General features: G+C 40.8%; 18 protein-coding genes. 16 read left to right on the top strand and 2 right to left on the bottom strand.

The window, feature by feature from the left end:
- Window position 1: 1 nt before the first annotated feature.
- The gene (locus HMPREF3237_RS00820) at window positions 2-235 is read right to left on the bottom strand and encodes a DNA-dependent RNA polymerase subunit epsilon (protein WP_006146099.1); all 234 of its coding nucleotides are present in this window, start codon (window positions 233-235) and stop codon (window positions 2-4) included.
- 322 nt (window positions 236-557) lie between these two features.
- On the opposite strand from HMPREF3237_RS00820, the gene tsaB reads away from it, so the two are divergent.
- From tsaB to HMPREF3237_RS00765, 11 genes are all read left to right on the top strand, one after another.
- Entirely contained in the window at window positions 558-1,241 is a 684-nt protein-coding gene (gene tsaB, locus HMPREF3237_RS00815; protein WP_070888518.1) for a tRNA (adenosine(37)-N6)-threonylcarbamoyltransferase complex dimerization subunit type 1 TsaB, read from the top strand.
- Window positions 1,238-1,675 carry a ribosomal protein S18-alanine N-acetyltransferase gene (gene rimI / locus HMPREF3237_RS00810; RefSeq protein WP_070888517.1) on the top strand — a complete coding sequence of 146 codons (438 nt, stop codon included), beginning with the start codon at window positions 1,238-1,240 and terminating at the stop codon, window positions 1,673-1,675. The genes tsaB and rimI overlap by 4 nt, the downstream gene beginning before the upstream one ends.
- Window positions 1,665-2,675 (top strand): tRNA (adenosine(37)-N6)-threonylcarbamoyltransferase complex transferase subunit TsaD, encoded by a 1,011-nt coding sequence (gene tsaD / locus HMPREF3237_RS00805; RefSeq protein ID WP_070888516.1) that lies wholly within the window; start codon window positions 1,665-1,667, stop codon window positions 2,673-2,675. The genes rimI and tsaD overlap by 11 nt, the downstream gene beginning before the upstream one ends.
- Before the next feature lie 66 nt (window positions 2,676-2,741).
- Window positions 2,742-3,350: a hypothetical protein gene (locus tag HMPREF3237_RS00800; protein WP_070888515.1), complete on the top strand. Its 609-nt coding sequence runs from the start codon at window positions 2,742-2,744 to the stop codon at window positions 3,348-3,350.
- A 140-nt stretch (window positions 3,351-3,490) separates the two neighbouring features.
- Window positions 3,491-4,186, top strand: a complete 696-nt coding sequence (locus HMPREF3237_RS00795) for an AzlC family ABC transporter permease (protein WP_070888514.1) — start codon at window positions 3,491-3,493, stop codon at window positions 4,184-4,186.
- Window positions 4,176-4,499 carry an AzlD domain-containing protein gene (locus tag HMPREF3237_RS00790; RefSeq protein WP_070888513.1) on the top strand — a complete coding sequence of 108 codons (324 nt, stop codon included), beginning with the start codon at window positions 4,176-4,178 and terminating at the stop codon, window positions 4,497-4,499. Before HMPREF3237_RS00795 ends, HMPREF3237_RS00790 begins: the two co-directional genes overlap by 11 nt.
- Before the next feature lie 103 nt (window positions 4,500-4,602).
- The gene (locus HMPREF3237_RS00785; RefSeq protein ID WP_070888512.1) at window positions 4,603-5,445 is read left to right on the top strand and encodes an amino acid ABC transporter substrate-binding protein; all 843 of its coding nucleotides are present in this window, start codon (window positions 4,603-4,605) and stop codon (window positions 5,443-5,445) included.
- Window positions 5,446-5,598: 153 nt separating this feature from the next.
- On the top strand, window positions 5,599-6,453 hold the full coding sequence (locus HMPREF3237_RS00780; protein WP_070888511.1) for a MetQ/NlpA family ABC transporter substrate-binding protein: 855 nt from the start codon (window positions 5,599-5,601) through the stop codon (window positions 6,451-6,453).
- 120 nt (window positions 6,454-6,573) lie between these two features.
- A complete protein-coding gene (locus HMPREF3237_RS00775; protein ID WP_006146108.1) occupies window positions 6,574-7,947 on the top strand; it encodes a M20 family metallopeptidase in 1,374 nt (457 codons plus the stop codon).
- Complete coding sequence (locus tag HMPREF3237_RS00770; protein ID WP_070888510.1) at window positions 7,940-9,001, top strand: methionine ABC transporter ATP-binding protein; 1,062 nt, start codon at window positions 7,940-7,942, stop codon at window positions 8,999-9,001. Before HMPREF3237_RS00775 ends, HMPREF3237_RS00770 begins: the two co-directional genes overlap by 8 nt.
- A gap of 1 nt (window position 9,002) precedes the next feature.
- The gene (locus HMPREF3237_RS00765; RefSeq protein ID WP_070888509.1) at window positions 9,003-9,695 is read left to right on the top strand and encodes a methionine ABC transporter permease; all 693 of its coding nucleotides are present in this window, start codon (window positions 9,003-9,005) and stop codon (window positions 9,693-9,695) included.
- 30 nt (window positions 9,696-9,725) lie between these two features.
- On the opposite strand, the gene HMPREF3237_RS00760 is transcribed toward HMPREF3237_RS00765, so the two are convergent.
- Window positions 9,726-10,295 carry an MptD family putative ECF transporter S component gene (locus HMPREF3237_RS00760; RefSeq protein WP_070888508.1) on the bottom strand — a complete coding sequence of 190 codons (570 nt, stop codon included), beginning with the start codon at window positions 10,293-10,295 and terminating at the stop codon, window positions 9,726-9,728.
- 131 nt (window positions 10,296-10,426) lie between these two features.
- Here HMPREF3237_RS00760 and HMPREF3237_RS00755 point away from each other — a divergent pair, with 131 nt between their 5' ends.
- The 5 genes from HMPREF3237_RS00755 to HMPREF3237_RS00735 form a co-directional block, all read left to right on the top strand.
- Window positions 10,427-11,269, top strand: coding sequence for an Rgg/GadR/MutR family transcriptional regulator (locus HMPREF3237_RS00755; RefSeq protein WP_070888507.1), 843 nt, complete (start codon window positions 10,427-10,429; stop codon window positions 11,267-11,269).
- A gap of 193 nt (window positions 11,270-11,462) precedes the next feature.
- Window positions 11,463-12,710, top strand: a complete 1,248-nt coding sequence (locus HMPREF3237_RS00750; RefSeq protein ID WP_070888506.1) for an MFS transporter — start codon at window positions 11,463-11,465, stop codon at window positions 12,708-12,710.
- A gap of 78 nt (window positions 12,711-12,788) precedes the next feature.
- Complete coding sequence (gene hisS, locus HMPREF3237_RS00745; RefSeq protein ID WP_070888505.1) at window positions 12,789-14,069, top strand: histidine--tRNA ligase; 1,281 nt, start codon at window positions 12,789-12,791, stop codon at window positions 14,067-14,069.
- Between the two features lie 269 nt (window positions 14,070-14,338).
- Window positions 14,339-20,197 carry a G5 domain-containing protein gene (locus HMPREF3237_RS00740; protein WP_070888504.1) on the top strand — a complete coding sequence of 1,953 codons (5,859 nt, stop codon included), beginning with the start codon at window positions 14,339-14,341 and terminating at the stop codon, window positions 20,195-20,197.
- A gap of 134 nt (window positions 20,198-20,331) precedes the next feature.
- A partial coding sequence (locus HMPREF3237_RS00735; RefSeq protein WP_070888503.1) for an Ig-like domain-containing protein occupies window positions 20,332-21,435 on the top strand: 1,104 nt, incomplete at its 3' end.

Raw genomic sequence — 21,435 nt, 5'->3', positions numbered from 1 at the left:
ATTAGAACTCCGTAACTTCAAATACACCCGTTTCTTTTTCATAGTCTAACAATTTGTCAGTTAAAAGTTCGATGTATTCGATATTATATTCTGGGCGATTTTCTTCGACGAGTTGACGAGCAATGATACGTCCCTCAAGTTCAGAGCTTGCATCAATGTCCAGGTAAAGTGAGCGTGTAGTTTCACGTCGTGGGCTACGGTCTTTTGTTTCTTGATAAAAAACTTTGTAAATCATGTGTTTCCTTTCTGTTTTCAGGTCATTTTTTATTCAACATTATCCGTTAGGCGGCTGATTGCTTCCATCTGATTTTTTGTGTCTAGATTGACCTTGATTCGTTACAATTACTTCAATTATAACATAAAAAGGTGAATTAGTAAAAGAGGGAAATGGGAAAGTGAAACTTGTGAAAAGACTTGAAAAATAGAGTGAATCAGAATGAGTATGGCTTGTGAATAGGGCCTTGCGGAAGGCCTATTCTTTCTTTGACACAAAGAAAATTCCCATGCGAAGTCTTTTGTAGTATAATAGTAAACAGACAAAAAGATAGGAATGTGTTATGAAAGTATTAGCTTTTGATACGTCCAGCAAGGCTCTTTCTCTAGCTATTTTAGAGGACAAGCAGCCTCTTGCTGAGACCACGATTAATATCAAGAAAAATCACAGTATTACCCTCATGCCTGCTATTGATTTCTTAATGGCAAGTTTGGATTGGACACCTAAGGATTTGGATCGAATCGTGGTGGCTGAAGGGCCTGGTAGTTATACTGGCTTGCGAATCGCAGTAGCAACTGCCAAGACCTTGGCTCATACCCTAAACATTGAGTTAGTCGGGATGTCTAGCCTTTTAGCTCTGGTACCAAGCCAGCAGCAAGGTTTGGTGGTTCCTCTGATGGATGCGCGTCGCAACAATGTTTATGCAGGATTTTATGAAAATGCCCAGCCTGTATTTCCCGAGGCTCACTTGTCTTTTGAGGAGGTCCTAGAGCAAATCAAGGATGCCGAGCAGGTAACCTTTGTTGGTGAAGTGGGTGCCTTTGTCGAGCAGATTCAAGAGCAATTACCACAGGCTAACTACCAAGAAACTTTGCCAAATGCAGCCAATCTAGCCCTCTGGGCTTGGGACAAGGAAGCAGACTCTTTGCACGATTTTGTACCGAATTACCTCAAGCGTGTCGAAGCTGAGGAAAATTGGCTCAAGAGCCATACTGAGTCTGGCGAGTCTTACATTAAGCGCCTATGATAGAAATTAAACGAATTCAAAAACAGCCTAACTTGGCTCAAGCCATCTATGCGGTTATGGCAGCTGTTTACCCAGTCAGCCCTTGGACTCTGGAACAAATCCAAGCGGATTTGTCTCAAAACCAAATCTGGTATGCTCTAGCTTATGATGGGGCAGAAGTGATTGGCTTTCTAACCGTGCAGGAAAATCTTTTTGAAGCAGAAGTCCTGCAAATCGCTGTAAAAGGAGCCTATCAAGGTCAGAAGGTTGCATCAGCCTTGTTTGCTCAATTACCGACAGACAAGGAAGTTTTCCTCGAAGTCAGAAAGTCAAATCACAGAGCGCAAGCATTTTACAAGAAAGAAAAGATGGCGGTCATCGCTGAGAGAAAGGCTTATTACCATGATCCGGTCGAGGACGCCATCATCATGAAGAGAGAAATAGATGAAGGATAGATATATTTTAGCATTTGAGACATCCTGTGATGAGACCAGTGTCGCCGTACTGAAAAACGATGACGAGCTCTTGTCCAATGTCATTGCTAGTCAAATTGAGAGTCACAAACGTTTTGGTGGAGTAGTGCCAGAAGTAGCCAGTCGTCACCATGTCGAAGTCATTACAGCCTGTATCGAGGAGGCGTTAGCAGAAGCAGGGATTACCGAAGAGGATGTGACAGCTGTTGCGGTTACCTACGGACCAGGCTTGGTCGGAGCCTTGCTGGTTGGCTTGTCAGCTGCTAAGGCCTTTGCTTGGGCTCATGGACTTCCTCTGATTCCTGTGAATCACATGGCTGGTCACCTCATGGCAGCTCAAAGTGTGGAACCCTTGGAGTTTCCTTTGCTAGCCCTTCTAGTCAGCGGTGGACACACAGAGTTGGTCTATGTGTCTGAGGCTGGTGATTACAAGATTGTTGGCGAAACCCGAGATGATGCAGTTGGTGAGGCCTATGATAAGGTCGGTCGTGTCATGGGCTTGACCTATCCAGCAGGTCGTGAGATTGACGAATTGGCTCATAAAGGTCAGGATGTGTATGATTTCCCTCGTGCCATGATTAAGGAAGACAATCTGGAGTTCTCATTCTCAGGTTTGAAATCTTCCTTTATCAATCTGCATCACAATGCTGAGCAAAAGGGAGAAAGCTTGTCTACAGAGGATTTGTGTGCTTCCTTCCAAGCAGCTGTCATGGATATTCTCATGGTAAAAACCAAGAAGGCCTTAGAAAAATATCCTGTTAAAACCTTAGTTGTGGCTGGTGGTGTGGCTGCCAATAAAGGTCTCAGAGAACGCTTAGCAGCTGAAATCACTGATGTCAAGGTCATTATTCCACCCCTGCGTCTCTGTGGAGACAATGCAGGTATGATTGCCTATGCCAGTGTCAGCGAGTGGAACAAAGAAAACTTTGCAGACTTGGACCTCAATGCCAAACCAAGTCTTGCCTTTGATACCATGGAATGAAGAGTTAGCTCAGCGTTAACTCTTTTATCTTGGACAAATGCGCGAGTTTTTTAGTATAGTAGAAATATGAGATTTAAAAAAACAATTAGAATTGTACTTTCCTTAGGGGTATTGTTGCTGTCTCTGATAGCTTGCCAGAATTTTAAAAAGACTCAACTGGTCCTGTTTGATTCACTTTTTTTCAATATGTCCACAAAATCTTTTGAGGAAGTATTTGAAGAAGCTGATAAAGTGGAGGAAGAAACTGCAATGGGTTATCACGATACATGGCATGCAAGGGATCCTTATTTCTATAAAACAGGCCGGCTTTTCTATCATTACGAAAATATTGCATTGAATGGTTATACAGGTCGAGCAGATTTCACATTTTCAAAATCACATCGCTTGGAAGAAGTGACAGTTCATATTCCTGTAGCTTCAAAAATGGAGCAACAAGTAGCGCTCTACAATTTATCCCAGACTATAAAAAAAGAAATTGAAGCTCTTCCGACTTTCAAATCCGTAACTACCGAGACAGTAGGATTATACGATGATGGCTATCGCTATAAAGTCAAATTGAGAGGAGAAAGGAGAGAACTCTGGATTGATGTCTACCCGATAGAAAATGAATATACTGAAAAAAATGAAGGCTATAAGTATAGAATTCGAATTGATCAATTTCTCATGTATCCATAATGAACCATACTGTTCAGGTGCTGATACTTGCTATTAGTTTCAAATTCCAGACTGTTTTCTCCTCTTTGAATGTGTTATAATAATTTTTGCTGTGACTGTCTGGAAAGCAGTTGATGAAGGAATGAATAGTGAGGAGGTTTATGAAAGAAAAAGGATTTTGGGATGGTGTGCAGGCTGCGGTGCCAACGGCTCTGGGCTATGTTAGCATTGGTCTTGCTTGTGGCATTATCGGTTCCCCTTATGTAACCCCTGTAGAGATGGGCTTGATGAGCCTCTTTGTCTATGCTGGGAGTGCTCAGTTTGCCATGATAGCCTTGATAGCAGTTCAAGCTCCTGTGGCAGCCATTGCTATGACGGTCTTTTTGATTAATTTGCGTCTCTTCTTGCTGAGTTTGCATGCGTCGACCTATTTCCGTCATACTAGCTTATGGCATAATATCGGAATGTCCAGTCTCTTGACCGATGAGACTTATGGGGTCTTGATGGGAGAGCTAGTTCATACGGATAAGGTCAACCCTATGTGGATGCATGGAAACAATCTCAATAGCTATATTTCTTGGTTTTTGGGAACAGTTGTCGGAACTGCTCTAGGTGGCCTTTTGCCAAATCCGGAAGTTTTTGGTCTAGATTTTGCCCTAGTGGGAATGTTTATCGGGATTTTCACTTCCCAGTTTCAAATTATGCAAAAACGGATTCCCTTACGCAATCTCTTCATCATTTTAGGAATTGTTGCCCTTTTCTTTTTTGTGCTCTTGACAGTAGTGTCTCAGTCGCTAGCTGTCCTATTTGCGACCTTGTTGGGTTGTACAATGGGGGTGATTTTGGATGGTCAGTAAGTATATTTTAATGGCAATCGTCTTTTCTGGCTTGGTGACTTGGATTCCGAGAATGATTCCTTTTATCCTTGCTAAGTACAAAGGATTGCCAGCAATCGTAGAGCGTTTTTTGAAATTTTTACCTGTCTCTATTATCTTCGCCTTGATTCTTTCAAGTGTAGTGACAGGAAAAGTTGGAAGTTTCCCACAGATAAAGTGGTTGGACTTTTTAGCAGTTTTTCCAACAGGCTTTGTCGCCTTTCGTTACCGCAATCTGGTTGGCACTGTTCTTTTTGGAGTTGTCTTGATTGCTATCTTGCGTCTTGTCTTTTAAATCAGCTATAAAGAAAACTTATGGCAAAGATAGAAATCATATAATAGCGTAATTGCTTTTTTTCTGTTAAGATAAGACTATATTCTATTTTGGAGGAAATATTATGAAGAAAATTATTAAATATTCATCACTTGCTGCTCTAGGGCTTGTAGCCGCAGGTGTATTGGTAGCTTGCTCAGGCGGTGAAAAGAAAGATGCTGCATCTGGTGAAGCAACATCTAGTAAAAAAGAAATTATCGTTGTAACCAATGCTACACCAAAACCATTCAACTATGAAGAAAATGGCGAATTGACTGGTTACGAGATTGAAGTGGTTCGCGCTATCTTTAAAGATTCTGACAAGTATACTGTCAAGTTTGAGAAGACAGAGTGGTCAGGTGTTTTTGCAGGACTTGATGCTGATCGTTACCAAATGGCTGTTAGCAACATCAGCTACACTAAAGAACGTGCTGAAAAATACCTTTATGCAGCTCCAACTGCTAAAAACCCTAACGTTCTTGTAGTGAAAAAAGATGACAACAGCATCAAATCACTTGATGATATCGGTGGAAAATCAACAGAAGTTGTTCAAGGAACAACATCTGCTAAACAGCTAGAAGACTACAACAAACAACACTCAGATAACCCAACTATCCTTAACTACGTTAAAGGGGACTTCCAACAAATCATGGTACGTTTGAGTGATGGCCGATTTGACTACAAGATTTTTGATAAAATCGGTGTAGAGACAGTCATCAAGGACCAAGGTTTGGATAACTTGAAAGTTATCGAACTTCCAAGCGACCAACAACCTTACGTATATCCACTTCTTGCAAAAGGTCAAGATGAGTTGAAATCATTTGTAGACAAACGCATCCAAGAACTCTACAAAGACGGCACACTTGAAAAATTATCTCAACAGTTCTTTGGTGGTTCTTACCTACCAGCAGAAGCTGATATTAAATAAGCTTGTAAGTCATCCATTCTCTGGTAGGTGGATGATTTTACAGTTTTTAGGCATATAGTTTCAAACTATATGTCTGTCTATCTAATAACAATTTGCGAAATCAAATAAAGTATGAGATACTATTACGGTATTATTTTTAAAGGAGAAAGAATCATGAAAATCAAAAAATGGTTAAGCGTAGCAGCGATTGCTACAGTAGCAGGCTTGACTCTTGCAGCTTGCGGAAATTCAGACAAGAAAGCAGACAATGCAACAACTGTCAAAATCGCAACAGTAAACCGTAGTGGTTCTGAAGAAGCACGTTGGGACAAAGTCCAAGAATTGGTTAAAAAAGACGGAATCAAATTGGAATTTACTGAGTTTACAGACTACTCTCAACCAAACAGGGCAACTGCTGATGGTGAAGTAGACTTGAACGCTTTCCAACACTATAACTTCTTGAACAACTGGAACAAAGAAAACGGTAAAGATCTTGTAGCGATTGCAGATACTTATATCTCACCAATCCGCCTTTACTCAGGTAAAAACGGGGAAGAAAACAAGTACACTAAAGTGGAAGAAATCCCAAATAACGGTGAAATCGCTATTCCAAACGATGCAACTAACGAAAGTCGTGCCCTTTACCTTCTTCAATCAGCTGGTTTGATTAAATTGGATGTTTCAGGTACTGAACTTGCTACTGTCGCAAATGTCAAAGAAAATCCTAAGAACTTGAAAATCACTGAATTGGATGCTAGCCAAACAGCTCGTGCCTTGACATCAGTTGATGCCGCTGTTGTTAACAACACTTTTGTTACAGAAGCAAAATTGGACTACAAGAAAGCACTCTTTAAAGAGCAAGCTGACGAAAACTCAAAACAATGGTACAACATTATCGTTGCGAAAAAAGATTGGGAATCATCACCTAAAGCTGATGCCATCAAGAAAATTATCGCAGCTTACCATACTGACGAAGTGAAAAAAGTCATCGAAGAAACTTCAGATGGCTTGGATCAACCAGTTTGGTAATAAACACAGGGAGGTGGGAGAGATATTTTCCACCTCTTGCTTTTGTATAGAGCTAAAGCAAATGAACTCCACTTGTATTGACTCTAAAGGTACAAGTCCTAGTAGAAAGGTAGAGAGAAAATGATTTTCCCTAGTCAAGAAGAACAAATTGAAAAGTTTGAGAAGGATCATGTAGCACAGCATTACTTTGAAGTTTTGCGTACCTTGATTTCTAAAAAATCAGTCTTTGCCCAACAAGTCGGCCTGAAAGAGGTGGCTCGTTATCTAGGTGAGATTTTTAAACGTGTAGGGGCGGAAGTCGAGATTGACGAGAGCTATACAGCACCCTTTGTCATGGCACATTTCAAAAGTTCACGACCAGATGCCAAGACTATCATTTTCTACAACCACTATGACACAGTACCTGCGGACGGCGACCAAGTCTGGACAGAGGATCCATTTACGCTTTCTGTGCGTGATGGCATCATGTATGGACGCGGGGTTGATGATGACAAGGGACATATTACTGCTCGCTTGAGTGCCCTTAGAAAATATATGCAGCATCACGATGACCTGCCTGTCAATATCAGCTTTATTATGGAAGGGGCAGAGGAGTCTGCTTCGACAGATTTGGATAAGTATTTGGAAAAACATGCGGATAAGCTCCGCGGCGCAGATTTATTGGTTTGGGAGCAAGGAACCAAAAATGCTTTGGAACAACTAGAAATTTCTGGCGGGAACAAAGGAATTGTAACCTTTGATGCCAAGATTAAGAGTGCGGATGTGGACATTCATTCTAGTTATGGTGGTGTTGTGGAGTCGGCCGCATGGTATCTCATTCGAGCTTTGACTAGTTTGCGAGCTGAAGATGGACGTATTTTAGTCGAAGGTCTGTACGATGATGTACAGGAACCTAATGAACGCGAGCTGGCCTTGGTTGAGACCTACGCTCAACGCAACCCAGAGGAAATCAGCCAGATTTATGGCTTGGAATTGCCACTGTTACAAGAGGAACGTACAGCCTTTCTAAAACGTTTCTTCTTTGAACCAGCCCTCAATATCGAGGGTATCCAGTCAGGTTATCAAGGTCAAGGGGTTAAAACGATTTTACCGGCAGAAGCTAGCGCTAAGCTAGAAGTTCGTTTGGTTCCTGGCTTAGATCCACGCGATGTTTTGGAAAAGATTCAGAAACAACTAGACAAAAATGGTTTTGATAAGGTAGAATTAAATTATACCTTGGGTGAAATCAGTTATCGGAGCGACATGAGTGCACCATCTATTCTCAACGTCATTGAACTGGCTAAGAAATTCTATCCGCAAGGCGTGTCAGTTTTGCCAACTACAGCTGGTACAGGACCAATGCATACGGTATTTGATGCCTTGGAAGTGCCTATGGTTGCCTTCGGTCTAGGAAATGCCAATAGCCGAGACCATGGTGGAGATGAAAATGTGCGAATCGCCGATTATTATACCCATATTGAATTAGTAGAGGAGCTGATTAGAAGCTATGAGTAGAGATATTATCAAGTTAGATCAGATTGATGTAATCTTTCACCAAAAGAAAAAGACCATCACAGCGGTCAAGGATGTGACCATTCATATCAAAGAAGGGGACATCTACGGAATCGTAGGATATTCTGGAGCAGGGAAATCAACCCTGGTGCGTGTTATTAATCTTTTACAAAAACCATCTGCAGGTAGAATTACCATTGATGATGATGTGATTTTCGATGGTAAAGAAACCTTAACTGCCGGGCAATTACGTCGTAAGCGTCAAGATATTGGGATGATTTTCCAACACTTTAACCTTATGAGTCAAAAAACGGCCGAGGAAAATGTAGCCTTTGCCCTCAAACACTCTGGACTCAGTGAGAAAGATAAGAAGGCTAAAGTAGCTGAGTTATTAGACTTGGTTGGTTTAGCGAACCGTGCTGAAAGCTACCCTTCACAACTTTCTGGTGGGCAAAAACAGCGTGTAGCCATTGCGCGTGCCTTGGCAAATGATCCAAAAATCTTGATTTCAGACGAGTCAACTTCTGCCCTAGACCCTAAGACGACGAAACAAATCTTATCTCTCTTGCAAGATTTGAATCGCAAGCTAGGATTGACCATTGTCTTGATTACGCATGAGATGCAGATTGTCAAAGATATTGCTAATCGTGTAGCAGTCATGCAGGATGGCCGCTTGATTGAAGAAGGTAGCGTTCTTGAAATCTTCTCAGATCCTAAGCAACCATTAACTCAGGACTTTATCTCAACAGCGACAGGAATCGATGAAGCTATGGTCAAGATTGAAAAGCAAGAAATCGTGGAGCATTTATCTGAAAACAGCATTTTGGTACAGCTCAAGTATGCAGGCGCTTCTACAGATGAGCCACTTTTGAATGAATTGTACAAGGACTATCAAGTAACAGCCAATATTCTCTATGGGAACATTGAAATTTTGGATGGTACTCCTGTGGGTGAGTTAGTTGTTGTTTTATCAGGTGAAAAAGCCTCTCTGGGAGCAGCACAAGAAGCGATTAGACAGGCTGGGGTACAGTTGAAAGTATTGAAGGGAGGACAGTAAGATGGCAGAGTTGATTCAAACATACTTACCAAACGTCTACAAGATGGGCTGGTTAGGCCAAGCGGGCTGGGGGACAGCTATTTACTTAACGCTTTATATGACAGTTCTTTCCTTTATCATTGGAGGATTCCTAGGACTAGTTGCAGGACTTTTCCTTGTCCTGACGGCTCCTGGTGGCGTCTTAGAAGATAAATTAGTCTTTTGGGTTTTGGATAAGATTACCTCAATCTTTCGTGCAGTGCCCTTTATCATTCTCTTAGCGGTATTGTCGCCTTTCTCTCATCTAATCGTAGGGACAAGTATCGGTCCAAATGCAGCTATCGTACCCCTATCTTTTGCAGTCTTTGCCTTCTTTGCCCGTCAGGTGCAAGTGGTTTTATCAGAGCTTGATGGAGGTGTCATCGAGGCAGCTCAAGCCAGCGGAGCTACTTTCTGGGATATCGTAGGTGTTTACCTATCAGAAGGACTTCCAGACTTGATCCGTGTGACAACTGTGACCTTGATTTCACTTGTTGGTGAAACAGCAATGGCCGGTGCGGTCGGAGCCGGTGGTATCGGTAACGTAGCGATTGCTTATGGATTTAACCGTTTCAATCATGATGTGACAGTCCTTGCCACACTTGTGATTATCTTGATTATCTTCACCATCCAGTTCTTAGGAGACTTCTTGACCAAAAAATTAAGTCATAAATAAAAAAGAGCCACATGGCTCTTTTTTTATTGCTCAGATTTTCTGCGCCAATTTCTTACTCAGTGCTTGACCAATAAGGGAACCAAGTAGAGCACCGATGAGGACACTTGCTATAAAGAGAAGGATGGTGCTAGTGTTAGGTGCAACCATGATGCGGTCGATATAGTCCTGAGATTTTCCGCGAGCTACTAGAGTAGCCATATAGGCTTGAGGAGCCAACCACATAAGTAGGATGGGACCAGTAGTGCCAAAGGCAAAAACTAGGAAGGAAAGTAGATTCTTGACCCTATCCTTGTAATGTCCTAAGTTTGCGATGCCATCTGCCACAAGTCCACAGATGATTCCTGGCAGAAAGGCTCCAGCACCATGCTTGCTCCCGAGGAAAAAAAGAGAGATAACAAGTCCAATCGTAGTAATCGCTCCAAAGCGAGGGACTTTTTCTAAAAGGACCATATAGACGCTACCGCCCACAAGTGCAGCAAAGGCCGGCGCGTAAAACATGTTTCCCGTATGGTCGACAAGATTGCCCAATAGGACACCCACTCCGATACAGATAAAGTAGACAAGAGCAGCCACAAGAGTTGTAAAAATATTCTTTTTCATAAGTTCTCCTTTGTATATCTGATGGTTTTCATTTTATCATGCTTGTGGGAGATTGTAAATGCTGGTTTGGAACTAGTATTTATTAGGAAATGTGGTAAAATAGGAAAAAGTAAAAGACGAGTGGTAAGAGGATGAAGAATTTAGGAAAAGTTTTTAAAGAGCTACGGGAATCTAGAAAAATCTCCTTGAGAAAAGCAACAGGTGGAGGTTTTTCAGCATCCTTATTATCACGTTTTGAAAATGGTAAAAGTGAAATATCTGCTCAAAAGTTGTTTGTTGCTTTAGAGAATATCCATGCTAACGTAGAAGAACTCTTATTTTTGGCGAGAGGTTTTCATCAGGATGCCTATTCTGAATTTAGAAACAGAATCTTTGAGGCTATCGACCCTCAAGATTTGACATCCTTGCGTACTCTCTACCAGAGAGAATATCAACAACTTCCTTTTTCAAAGGAAAGACAGCAACACATTCTCAATGCGATTTTAATAAAATCCTATATGAAAGCCATTGATGAGACGGTTACATTGACCTCTGAGGAAGAAAGAGTCCTACATGATTATCTATTTTCTGTTGAAATTTGGGGGCTCTATGAACTGTTGTTCTTTTCTTCCTGCTCTTCTCTTTTATCAGTCCAGCTTTTGACAAAGTATACTCGAGAAATGTTGCGGAAGTCAGATTTCTTGCAAGGAGTTGGGAAAAATCGAAATATAATGCATACCTTGCTCCTCAACGCTTTTATGGTCTGTATTGAAGTTGATGATTTTACCAATGCCCTTTATTTCAAAAAACAAATTGAAAAGAACTTCTTTGAAGAAAATGAAACCTATTTTCGAATAGTCTACCTATGGGCAGAAGGTTTGCTTGATAGTAAGCAAGGAAGAGCAGAGGAAGGACAGAGAAAAATGGAGGACGCTGTCCGTATCTTTGAGATGATCGGTTGTAGCAAATCTGCAGATTATTATAGAAACTCATAGAATGTTGAGTATCTGCAACTAGATAAATTAAATTGAGACGATAGGACTGTGAAGATATTTATGAGCATTAGACAAATTCTATCGTTTTCGTTGTCAGTTTAGCCTGTTGCATATATTCAAAAAAGTATTCACGAGGGATTCTTGATGCTATACTAGAGCTACCATAAAAGTAGTATGTGGGAGAGAAATCTATATGAAATTATTACTAAGAAATCAAGCTTATCGAATCTTGAGCTTATCACGATTTTTCAATGCTTTTGGAGCTTCCATTTTTAATTTAGTGTTTGTGGTCTACGCTTCGACCTTACCACAGGCCTCGTCTGCGGTTGCTGTAGCGAATGTTGTGATGATGCTTCCAACTCTTTTTACAGTTTTTGTGGGAATTCGGGCAGATTACACGAGGGACAAGGTCAAATGGATGACCTATGTCGGTTTATTTCAGGCGATTTTATTTTTTCTAGCAGCCCTAGTTGTTCAGCAAGCTAGTTTCTTTGCCTTTTCGACCCTTTGCCTCATCAATGTCATTAGTGATGTAGCCAGTGATTTTGCTGGTGGCTTGCGAATGCCTCTCGTTAAAGAAAAAGTAGCAGAGCCAGATCTGATGGAGGCCTATTCCTTTTCGCAGTTTATTACCTACATCTCTGCGATTGGCGGCCAAGCTTTTGGAGTTTGGCTATTAGGGGTGTCAACACAGAACTTTTCGCTCGTAGCGGGGATCAATGCCATATTTTTCCTAGTGTCAGCTCTCATTCTCTTTTTAGGAAGGACTGAATTAAGCTTATCAACTCCACTTGTCGATAGTAAATCACTGAAAAATGAGAAGCTTTCGATCAAAGATCAGTTTTTAACGATTTACCGAAACCTACGTCTCGTTTTTCTTAACAGTGGACAGAAAAACTTTGGTTTTATGCTCTTTGCTATCTTACTTATCAATGCTTTGGGTGGTGCCTTAGGTGGTATCTATAACATCTTCCTTTTAAATCATTCCTTACTGGATTTTTCCTACAAGGATGCCTTGTTTATCTTACAATTGATTACCTTATTAGCAGTTATCATCAGTAGCCTTACTGGCAATGATTATTTTGGGAAGCAATCTCTGCCTAGATTGATGATGTGGGTTACATTAGGAGCCAGTCTAGTTGGTCTATCTAATTTGTTAAACCAAGTCTTGCTCGGGATGCTTTTCGTCTTTTTTACCATGTATGTTTCTGGGAAAATTTCTCCAAAAATTAGTGCTCTGCTCATGAAAAATCTTGCTCCAGAGGTTCTCTCTCGTACCAGTAATTTTTTAGGTTTGTTGTTTACTCTATCCATACCAGTGGGGACGGCCTGTTTTTCACTTGTAGCCGTATGGAATATGCAGTTGACTTGGATGCTTTTTGTAGGTCTTTCTCTGTTAGCTATTCTTCTGACAAGTCTCAATCTCAAAAATAATCTTTAAATCCATGTTTTCTTCACACTGTCCCAATCCCGTCATTTATGGTAAAATAAGACTATTAAGTTTTAAAGAGGATTTCCTATGAAATTACAAAAACCAAAAGGAACGCAGGATATTTTACCTGCTGAGTCTGCTAAATGGCAGTACGTTGAAGGCTTTGCGCGTGAAATTTTCAAACGCTATAACTACGCAGAAGTACGTACTCCAATTTTTGAGCACTATGAAGTCATCAGTCGTTCGGTTGGGGACACGACCGATATCGTAACCAAGGAAATGTATGATTTTTACGACAAGGGTGACCGTCATATTACCCTCCGCCCAGAAGGAACTGCTCCAGTTGTTCGTTCTTATGTGGAAAACAAACTCTTCGCACCAGAAGTCCAAAAACCAAGTAAATTCTATTACATGGGCCCAATGTTCCGCTATGAGCGTCCACAAGCAGGTCGTTTACGCCAATTCCACCAGATTGGTGTGGAGTGCTTTGGCTCTAGCAATCCAGCTACTGATGTAGAAACCATCGCTATGGCAGCCCACTTCTTGAAAGCAATCGGTGTTCAAGGTGTCAAATTGCATCTAAATACTCTTGGAAATCCTGAGAGCCGTGCAGCCTACCGTCAAGCCTTGATTGACTACTTAACACCGCTCAAGGAGACCTTGTCTAAGGATAGCCAACGTCGTTTGGAGGAAAACCCTCTTCGTGTTTTGGACTCTAAGGAAAAAGAAGACAAGATAGCAGTGGAGAATGCACCATCTATCTTGGATTACCTGGATGCAGAAAGCCAAGCTCACTTTGATGCTGTTCGTCAGATGTTGGAGAATCTCGGAGTAGCCTACATCATCGATAGCAACATGGTACGTGGACTGGACTACTACAACCATACGATTTTTGAGTTTATCACAGAAATCGAGGGTAATGAATTGACCGTCTGTGCAGGTGGTCGCTATGATGGCCTGGTTGCCTACTTTGGTGGTCCTGAGACTGCTGGCTTTGGTTTTGGACTTGGTGTGGAACGTCTCCTTTTGGTCCTTGAAAAGCAAGGTGTAGATCTCCCTATCGAAAACGCTCTAGATGTCTATATTGCTGTTCTTGGCGAAGGAGCAAATATCAAGGCTTTAGAGTTGGTACAAGCCCTTCGCCAACAAGGTTTCAAAGCAGAACGTGATTACCTCAACCGCAAACTCAAAGCCCAATTCAAGTCAGCTGACGTTTTTGAGGCTAAGACTCTCATCACCCTCGGAGAAAGTGAAGTTGAGAGTGGACAAGTGACCGTTAAGAACAACCAAACCCGAGAAGAAGTTCAGGTGTCACTTGATACAATTAGTCAAAACTTCTCAGAAGTCTTTGAAAAATTAGGATTTTAATTATAGATAAGTAGGTCAGGAAATCATTCCTGGCCTTTTTGAATGAAAGCATCAAAAAGACGAGAAGTATAGAAAAATATTTTGTCAGAAAAGAATTAGTTAGAGAAATAAAAATTTTGGTTAAAATTTATTGACTTTAAGCCTTTATACCTGTATTCTTGTATAGAATAAGTATGTTGCACCCTCATGTAGGATAGAATCAAATATTTACTTAGGATAATCAGTCAGACTAGATATGATTGCTAAATGAGCGCTTGGAGAAATACAACATGAATATCAGAAAATCTACAAAATATTCACTATTGACAATTGGGATTTTAACTACTTTCCAATTAGGTCAAGTGCATGTTAAAGCTGATACAACTGATTTTTTAAATAATACAGTTGTTCAAAATCAGGATGAAAAAGAAACTTCATTAAATAAGAACTCAAATGAAAAGAGTGAAACTACCGCTAATGGCAAGAAAGAGGCGGAAACTAATGAGGGAAAGTCAGCATCTTTAACGCCAGCAGATTCTACCTCTACAACGGAAGTAGCAGAAAAGGAGGCAGACAAGTCTCCTGCCGGGAAGGAAGTTACTGTAGAAAAATCAGTAGTCCAAAAATCAGTTACAGCACCACCAAAAGTAGAAGAGCCTAAAACAGAACAACCTACTCAAGAGAAACCAACAACTGAGCAGCTAAAAGCAGAACAGCCTAAGGTAGAAAAACCAGTAGCTGAAAATACAAAACCTGAAGAAGAACTGAAAAAGTTGTTAGAGACACCTCAAGAGGGGGCAACGACTCCTAAAGATGAATCAACAACTCCTAAGGTTCGTCGTAGAAGAGCTGTAACTAGTAATACCAAAGTCTATAAAGATGCAACCTATGGTAAATATGTCAAAGCTACTGACTTTGGTCTGGATACTACTGGGGTCGTTGAAGCAAGTGATGCTCTCCAAAGAGCTCTGAAAGCAGCCAATGAGGTTGAGGGCGGAGCTGCCGTAATGGTTTCAGGAAATGTCCTCTTAAAGAAAACCTTGGTGATCGATGAGAACTATAGTAATGTAAAAGGTTTGATTGGTAGCGGTCCAAGTCGTAACAATACAAAAATCTTGTTTGATAAAAAACAAGAAGGTGAACATGATTCTGATACAAACATGACGGATAATCGTTACGAATCTGCAATTCTCATTCAAAACAAGAACAACTTTACCGTTGGTCGTTTGACAGTTGAGCACGCCTATGATTCATCAGACTATACCAAAGACAATGAATTTTACCGCAAAGGCAAGTCTTATTTTGGTCGTTCAAATGGTATCTATGTAAACGATTCTTCACATGTTACGATTAATGATGTTCGCGCCTTAAAATTCAACAGAGCAGGTGTCTTCTTCGGCTCAAGTAAGGCAACAGCACAAGAATATGATGCTGATGGCAGACCAATCCCGAATAGTAGCATCTCTGAAAAGGTTTCAAATGAAGTCAAGTCTATCGGAGATCCAGATGTTCCTATCATGGACGGGAACAAGGTAACCAACTCTTTCCTTCATAATAATCGTGTTGCTGGTGTTATGTTTGGCTATCAACGCGATTTTCTTGTAGAAAATAACATCTTGTCATACAACGGTCATGCTTTAGATGGTGACACTGGCTATGGAGCAACCTCAATGGAAGGCTCCTATAATGATGGTATTACCTATACGGGGAATTATACAAACTACAACTACAGCAAAGGTTTGGATATCCATGACGGGAATAGAATCTTAATTGAAAACAACGTCTCACTTGGAGATCGTTTGAAAGGTATTGAGGTTTATAATCACGCCAATCCAATGACGGATGTCATTGTTCGCAACAACAATGTCACGCAAAATCCAAATTCTAAGCTAGGAAATGATGACAATGCTTCAGATCGTTACCGTGGGTACACAGCCATCTCTATCCTGACAAATGAGAAAAACCATAAATGGACAAAACCCCTTGAAAAAGGTCGTTATGAAATATCAAATAATACGATTGACGGTTTAACAAAACCATTTGAAAATGGACAACCGGGGACTTTTGGCATTCTCTTTAGAAATAATGAGGCTTCAAATAATTACAGCCTAAACATCGAAGGAAATAGCATCACTGGTGATTCAACAGACTATATCATCTCTGTCAACAACAATACTGCTCAAGCATCTAGAGGTGTTGAAGGTGGAGGATCAGGTGACATTACTATTGCAAGAAACCAGGTTGAAGTAGATGATATCAAACAGTTACCGATTTACATCAACGATGATACCACCTATGTAGCGAGTGTCCTTGACCCTACTACTGGACAACGTGTAAACAAGGTTATAAAAGTACCATTTACAAAGACCAGAGGAAGTATCAACATTGATAACAATGAGTTGACCGTATCGAAAATCAAGTCTCGATGGAAAAACGCAGTTGCGATTGAAAGTACAAATGCAGCATCTATAGGTGTCAATAGTAATACTTTTAAATATAAAGACAATGAGCCATGGCAACGTTACGATGTCACTCGAAAAACAGACGGAGCAGTTATCAAAGACTTGATGCAAGCCTTCTTTGGTATCAACCGTCTCAACGATAGTGTTAAAGTAACAGCGACAGACAACAAATTCATTACAGATACACCAAATAAAAATGGCTTCTTTAGACTATATAATGGAGACTGGGTGAACTTGAATGCCAAAGAAAAGAATGTCTTTCTGGGGCATAACACCCTAGACGGCAAACCGCTAGCCCCATTTGAAATCGCTGGGGATAAGACGGTTGAAACACTCCGTACCTCCACAACAACAGAATACGTCATCGAAACTCGTCAGACAGATGAACTTCCTATCGGATTTAAGAAGATTGTTCAAAAAGGTTTGCCTGGTAAGAAGGCCAATGTTTACAAGATTACTAAAGTTGGAGACTCAGTAGTAGGACGTCAGCTCGTCTCTGAAGAAACCATTCTAGAGCCAACAAAAGAGATTGTCTTGATTGGTACAGCGACAGAAACATTTGAAACCAATACTGAAAAAGAAACTCTCGCATACGAAACAGAGATCAGAAGGGACCCAACAAAACCAAAGACTTATCAATTTGAAAATCAAGCTGGTAAGAATGGTTCTGTTGAAAAGACTTACCAAATCAGAAAACTGAATGGCAAGGAAGTTGATAAGACTTTGACATCTGAAACAGTAGTGGATCAACCAGTCAAACGCATTATCACAGTTGGTAGTGCCGTAGAAAAAGTAGAATACACTACTGAGGTCAAGGACGTAGACTTTAAAACTGTTATCGAATACGACTACACGAAACCAAAAGGCTACGAAGAAGTCCGCCAAGAAGGTGAAAAGGGTCGCATTGAGAACCAATATAAATTGACCTACATCAATGATGAACTGGTTGATCGTACCTTGGTCAATGAAAATGTCCTCAAAGAGAAGAAAGACAAGATCATTGTTAAAGGGCTAGGTGTAGTTGAATCGGTTAAATCCGTAGTTGCTGTTGAAGAAAAAGACTTCAACAAGGTCATTGAAAAGGATGAGACCCAACCAGAAGGCTACAGCAAGATTACTCAAGTCGGATCTCCTGGTACCATCACAACAACCTATGAAGTGACCTATGAGGGCGATGTCGAAGTTTCACGCAAAGAAATCTCAAAAGTCGAAAATCCAAAGGTTGTTGACGAAATCACAGTAATTGGTACTTCTAAGATGACCGAACGTACAGTAGATGAGCAGGTTGATGTACCATTTAAGACTGTTTATATCGCTGACAATACTCTTCCAACAGGAGCAAGTGTTGTTGAACAAGAAGGAACTCCAGTTCAAATGATCCGTACCTTCTTGGTAAGCTATAAGAACGGTAACGAGAATAGTCGTGTTATCGTTTCAGAGCACAAGATTACAGATGCTGTCAACCGTGTTGTTCGTGTCGGAAGTACAACACCAATTGTTGAAACAACTGAATTTGTAGACGAGACAGAGCCAGTCAATTACAATACTCGCAAAGAGTTTTCAGACCAACTTCCTGCAGGAACAACCAAGCTTCTCCAGCCAGGTAAGAAAGGTCAGAAAACAATTCGCTACTCTGTAACGAAAGTAAATGGAGAAGAAACATCTCGTACGTTTGTAGAGTCTAACATGACAACAGAGCCAGTGGATGAGATTATCCAAGTCGGAACTCGTGTCAAAGAGATTAGAGAAGCTAGCGAAACAAGTCCAATTCCATTTACCGTTAAGGTTCGTAAAGACACCACAAAGCCAATCGGTTATCGAGTGACTGAAGTAGAAGGTCAAGATGGAGAAAAGTCAGATCTTTATCAAATAACCTACATCAATGGTACCGAGACAAAACGTGAACATCTCGAGACAACAGTCGTAAGAGAAGCTGTTGATAAGGTGATTGTCGAAGGTGCTGGTGTCGAGCGTACCCTCTTTGAGATTCAAGAAGATAAGATCGCCAGCACAACCGAGCATCGCAATGATGACACTCTTCCAGAAGGCGAAACGCGAATTATCCAAGTTGGTGAAGAGGGTCTCCTTCGTAAGACAATCGAAAAACAGTACTTCAATGATGAATTACGGTCTACAACAGTAGTAGAAAGCAGTCTTATCAAAGAAGCAACCCCAACCATTATCTTAGTCGGTACCAAACACGTGCCAACGATCAAGGTAGAGCAAAACACTCAAATTGAGAATATTGCCTATAAGACCCAAAAGATCGAAGATCCTGACCTACCAAAAGGAGAGACCAAGATAGTGCAAGTAGGCCAAAATGGGATCGTAGAAAAAGTTTACCAACTAACCTACACAGACGGAGTCTTGACGAAGACAGACTTGATCAGCAGTAAGGAAGTTCAACAAGTCCAAGACGAGATTATCTATATCGGTACGCAAGTCACTGAAACTAAGGAGATTAGCACAACAAGTCCAATTCCATACAATGTTATCCTTCGTAAGGATAAGACCAAGCCAGTTGGATACAGCCTTGTTGAAGTAGAGGGGAAAGAAGGAACTCAAACAGACTATTATCAAATAACTTACGTCAATGGTAAGGAAACCAAGCGTGAACATCTCAGAACTGTGAATACAACTCCACCTGTTGATAAGGTAGTTGTTGAGGGATCTGGTATTGAGCATACAGTCTTTGAGATTCAAGAGGAGCGAATCACAAGTCCGATTGAGTATCGTAACGATGGTACTTTGCCAGAAGGTGAAACAAAGCTTGTCCAAGAAGGTCAAGATGGTCTTATTCATAAGACTATCGAGAAGGAATTCTTCAATGACGAAGAGCGTTCATCAAAACTAGTTGAAAGTAAAGTTGTCAGAGAGCCTGTTCCAACCATTATATTAGTAGGAACAAAACGAATTCCAACTATCACAACAGAAGAAAGCCTTCAAGTAGAAGAAGTAGCCTTTGAGAAACAAATAGTTGAAAATGCGGCATTAGCCAAAGGAACTACAAGATTGCTCCAAAAAGGGCAAGCAGGCAAACGTCAAGATGTCTATCGCCTGACTCTAGAGGATGGGGTTATCATTAAAAAAGAGTTAGTTCGCTCAGAAGTGCTTGAGAAACCACAGACCGAAATTACCGAAATCGGGACTAAGCGAATTCCAACTATCACAACCGAAGAAATCCACCAAGTAGAAGAAGTAGCCTTTGAGAAACAAACGGTTGAAAATGCGGCATTAGCTAAAGGAACTACAAGGCTGCTCCAAAAAGGGAAGTCAGGCAAACGTCAAGATGTCTATCGTCTGACTCTAGAGGACGGCGTTATCATCAAAAAAGAGTTGATTCGCTCAGAAATCCTTGAAGAACCCAAAGCTGAGATTGTTGAAATTGGAATATTTGTTCAAACCCCCGAGGCTCAACCACTGGTTAGGAAGCCAGAATTCAAACCAGGGCAAAGACCATCAACACCAGCGGACAAGACGACCCCAATGATTCCATCTTCTAAGCAGCTAGTAGAAAATCCGTTAGTCGATACAACTCAAGAACCTCAGAAAACTGCTTTTCAAGGAAATCAAGATAAGGTGTTACCAGAAACGGGAGAACAGTCACCTTGGTGGTTAAGTCTGCTTGGAAGCTTGCTCTTGTTCTTAACATTTGTAGGCCTTATAGATAAAAAAAATGACTATTGAAGCCGGTTTTTATCGAAAAAATAGTAAAATAACGAAATATTTTAAGAAAAATGCAAAAAACGTAAAAAAGACTTGTCAATAGCTAAGAAAAATGCTATGATACGTCTGATTAATTTTAAAAAGGAGATTATGTGATGAAGAAATCACAGCTTAGCGTAACGCGTATTTTAGCGTTTGTAAGTATTTTGGTTCTTTCATTGGCGACGCTTACGACAGTCTTTGCTACTGATGTTACCAACTATACTTTGAACACAGAAGTAAAGGTTGATGGAAAACCATTAACTGCAGAGACTAAGATCACGACTGGTCGTGTCTTGGAAGCGACAAATAGCCTTACTTTCCCAGATTCACAAAAAATCAATGCTGGGGATACACTGACTTTGGATCTTCCAAAAGAATTAGAGTTAACTACGACACTTGAATTCCCAATCAAACACAGTAGCGGTCAAATAGTCGGAAATGCTGTAACTGACCCAGCTACAGGGAAAGTAAAAATTACTTTCACGGACTACTTCTCTAAAAATCCCCTAAACAAAGTTATGTCTTTAACATACTCAGTTCGTCCAAATGCAAACACTTTGAAAGATTCTGGGAAGTATACATTTAAGTTTGGGAAAGAAACTTACCAAGTAACCTATGAAAAATACGTAGGTGTTCCAGGTGACCGTGAATGGAAAGTCGGTTACCAAGACAAAGCAAATCCTAAACGTATCAAATGGCGTGTCCTTTTGAACGCTGTTCAAGATAAATTGGATAATTTAGTGATTACAGATGATTTTAGTGATCATGGTCAAGTCCTTGTAGAAGACTCATTCCGTGCTGTACGTTATCCAACTCAACCAAGCAAAATCCTAAATGTAGACGAATTGTACAAGTTAAAACCAACTGCAAACCTCACTAAGTCAGCAGTCTTCACAAGAAATGCGGCAGGTCAAATTACAGGATTTAGCTTTAACCTTGGAAATGTTAACAAAGAGTCAGTTTGGATTGAGTATTCAACTGAACTTACTCAAGATTTTCCAAAAGGAACTAAAGTAGCCAACGCCTTGAATTGGAAAGCCACTAATTTCCCTAAAGAGACTTCTATCACTGAACAAGCTCGTTTAGAAACTGCTTCAGGTGATGGTGGTGGTAATACAACAACAACGACGACTACCACAACAACGACGACTGCAGCTCCAACAACCACAACAACGACAACGGCAGCCCCAACAACGACTACAACAACAACTGAGGCT

It is taken from the genome of Streptococcus sp. HMSC34B10 (assembly GCF_001839505.1).
Lineage (GTDB): Bacteria > Bacillota > Bacilli > Lactobacillales > Streptococcaceae > Streptococcus > Streptococcus peroris.
The sequence above is the reverse complement of the archived record's forward strand: the minus strand, read 5'-3'. Positions and strand labels throughout refer to the sequence as shown.

Coding starts and splice junctions, on each gene's coding strand:
- HMPREF3237_RS00820 (WP_006146099.1), bottom strand. CDS start 235: ATGATTTACAAAGTTTTTTATCAAGAAACAAAAGACCGTAGCCCACGA.
- tsaB (WP_070888518.1), top strand. CDS start 558: ATGAAAGTATTAGCTTTTGATACGTCCAGCAAGGCTCTTTCTCTAGCT.
- rimI (WP_070888517.1), top strand. CDS start 1,238: ATGATAGAAATTAAACGAATTCAAAAACAGCCTAACTTGGCTCAAGCC.
- tsaD (WP_070888516.1), top strand. CDS start 1,665: ATGAAGGATAGATATATTTTAGCATTTGAGACATCCTGTGATGAGACC.
- HMPREF3237_RS00800 (WP_070888515.1), top strand. CDS start 2,742: ATGAGATTTAAAAAAACAATTAGAATTGTACTTTCCTTAGGGGTATTG.
- HMPREF3237_RS00795 (WP_070888514.1), top strand. CDS start 3,491: ATGAAAGAAAAAGGATTTTGGGATGGTGTGCAGGCTGCGGTGCCAACG.
- HMPREF3237_RS00790 (WP_070888513.1), top strand. CDS start 4,176: ATGGTCAGTAAGTATATTTTAATGGCAATCGTCTTTTCTGGCTTGGTG.
- HMPREF3237_RS00785 (WP_070888512.1), top strand. CDS start 4,603: ATGAAGAAAATTATTAAATATTCATCACTTGCTGCTCTAGGGCTTGTA.
- HMPREF3237_RS00780 (WP_070888511.1), top strand. CDS start 5,599: ATGAAAATCAAAAAATGGTTAAGCGTAGCAGCGATTGCTACAGTAGCA.
- HMPREF3237_RS00775 (WP_006146108.1), top strand. CDS start 6,574: ATGATTTTCCCTAGTCAAGAAGAACAAATTGAAAAGTTTGAGAAGGAT.
- HMPREF3237_RS00770 (WP_070888510.1), top strand. CDS start 7,940: ATGAGTAGAGATATTATCAAGTTAGATCAGATTGATGTAATCTTTCAC.
- HMPREF3237_RS00765 (WP_070888509.1), top strand. CDS start 9,003: ATGGCAGAGTTGATTCAAACATACTTACCAAACGTCTACAAGATGGGC.
- HMPREF3237_RS00760 (WP_070888508.1), bottom strand. CDS start 10,295: ATGAAAAAGAATATTTTTACAACTCTTGTGGCTGCTCTTGTCTACTTT.
- HMPREF3237_RS00755 (WP_070888507.1), top strand. CDS start 10,427: ATGAAGAATTTAGGAAAAGTTTTTAAAGAGCTACGGGAATCTAGAAAA.
- HMPREF3237_RS00750 (WP_070888506.1), top strand. CDS start 11,463: ATGAAATTATTACTAAGAAATCAAGCTTATCGAATCTTGAGCTTATCA.
- hisS (WP_070888505.1), top strand. CDS start 12,789: ATGAAATTACAAAAACCAAAAGGAACGCAGGATATTTTACCTGCTGAG.
- HMPREF3237_RS00740 (WP_070888504.1), top strand. CDS start 14,339: ATGAATATCAGAAAATCTACAAAATATTCACTATTGACAATTGGGATT.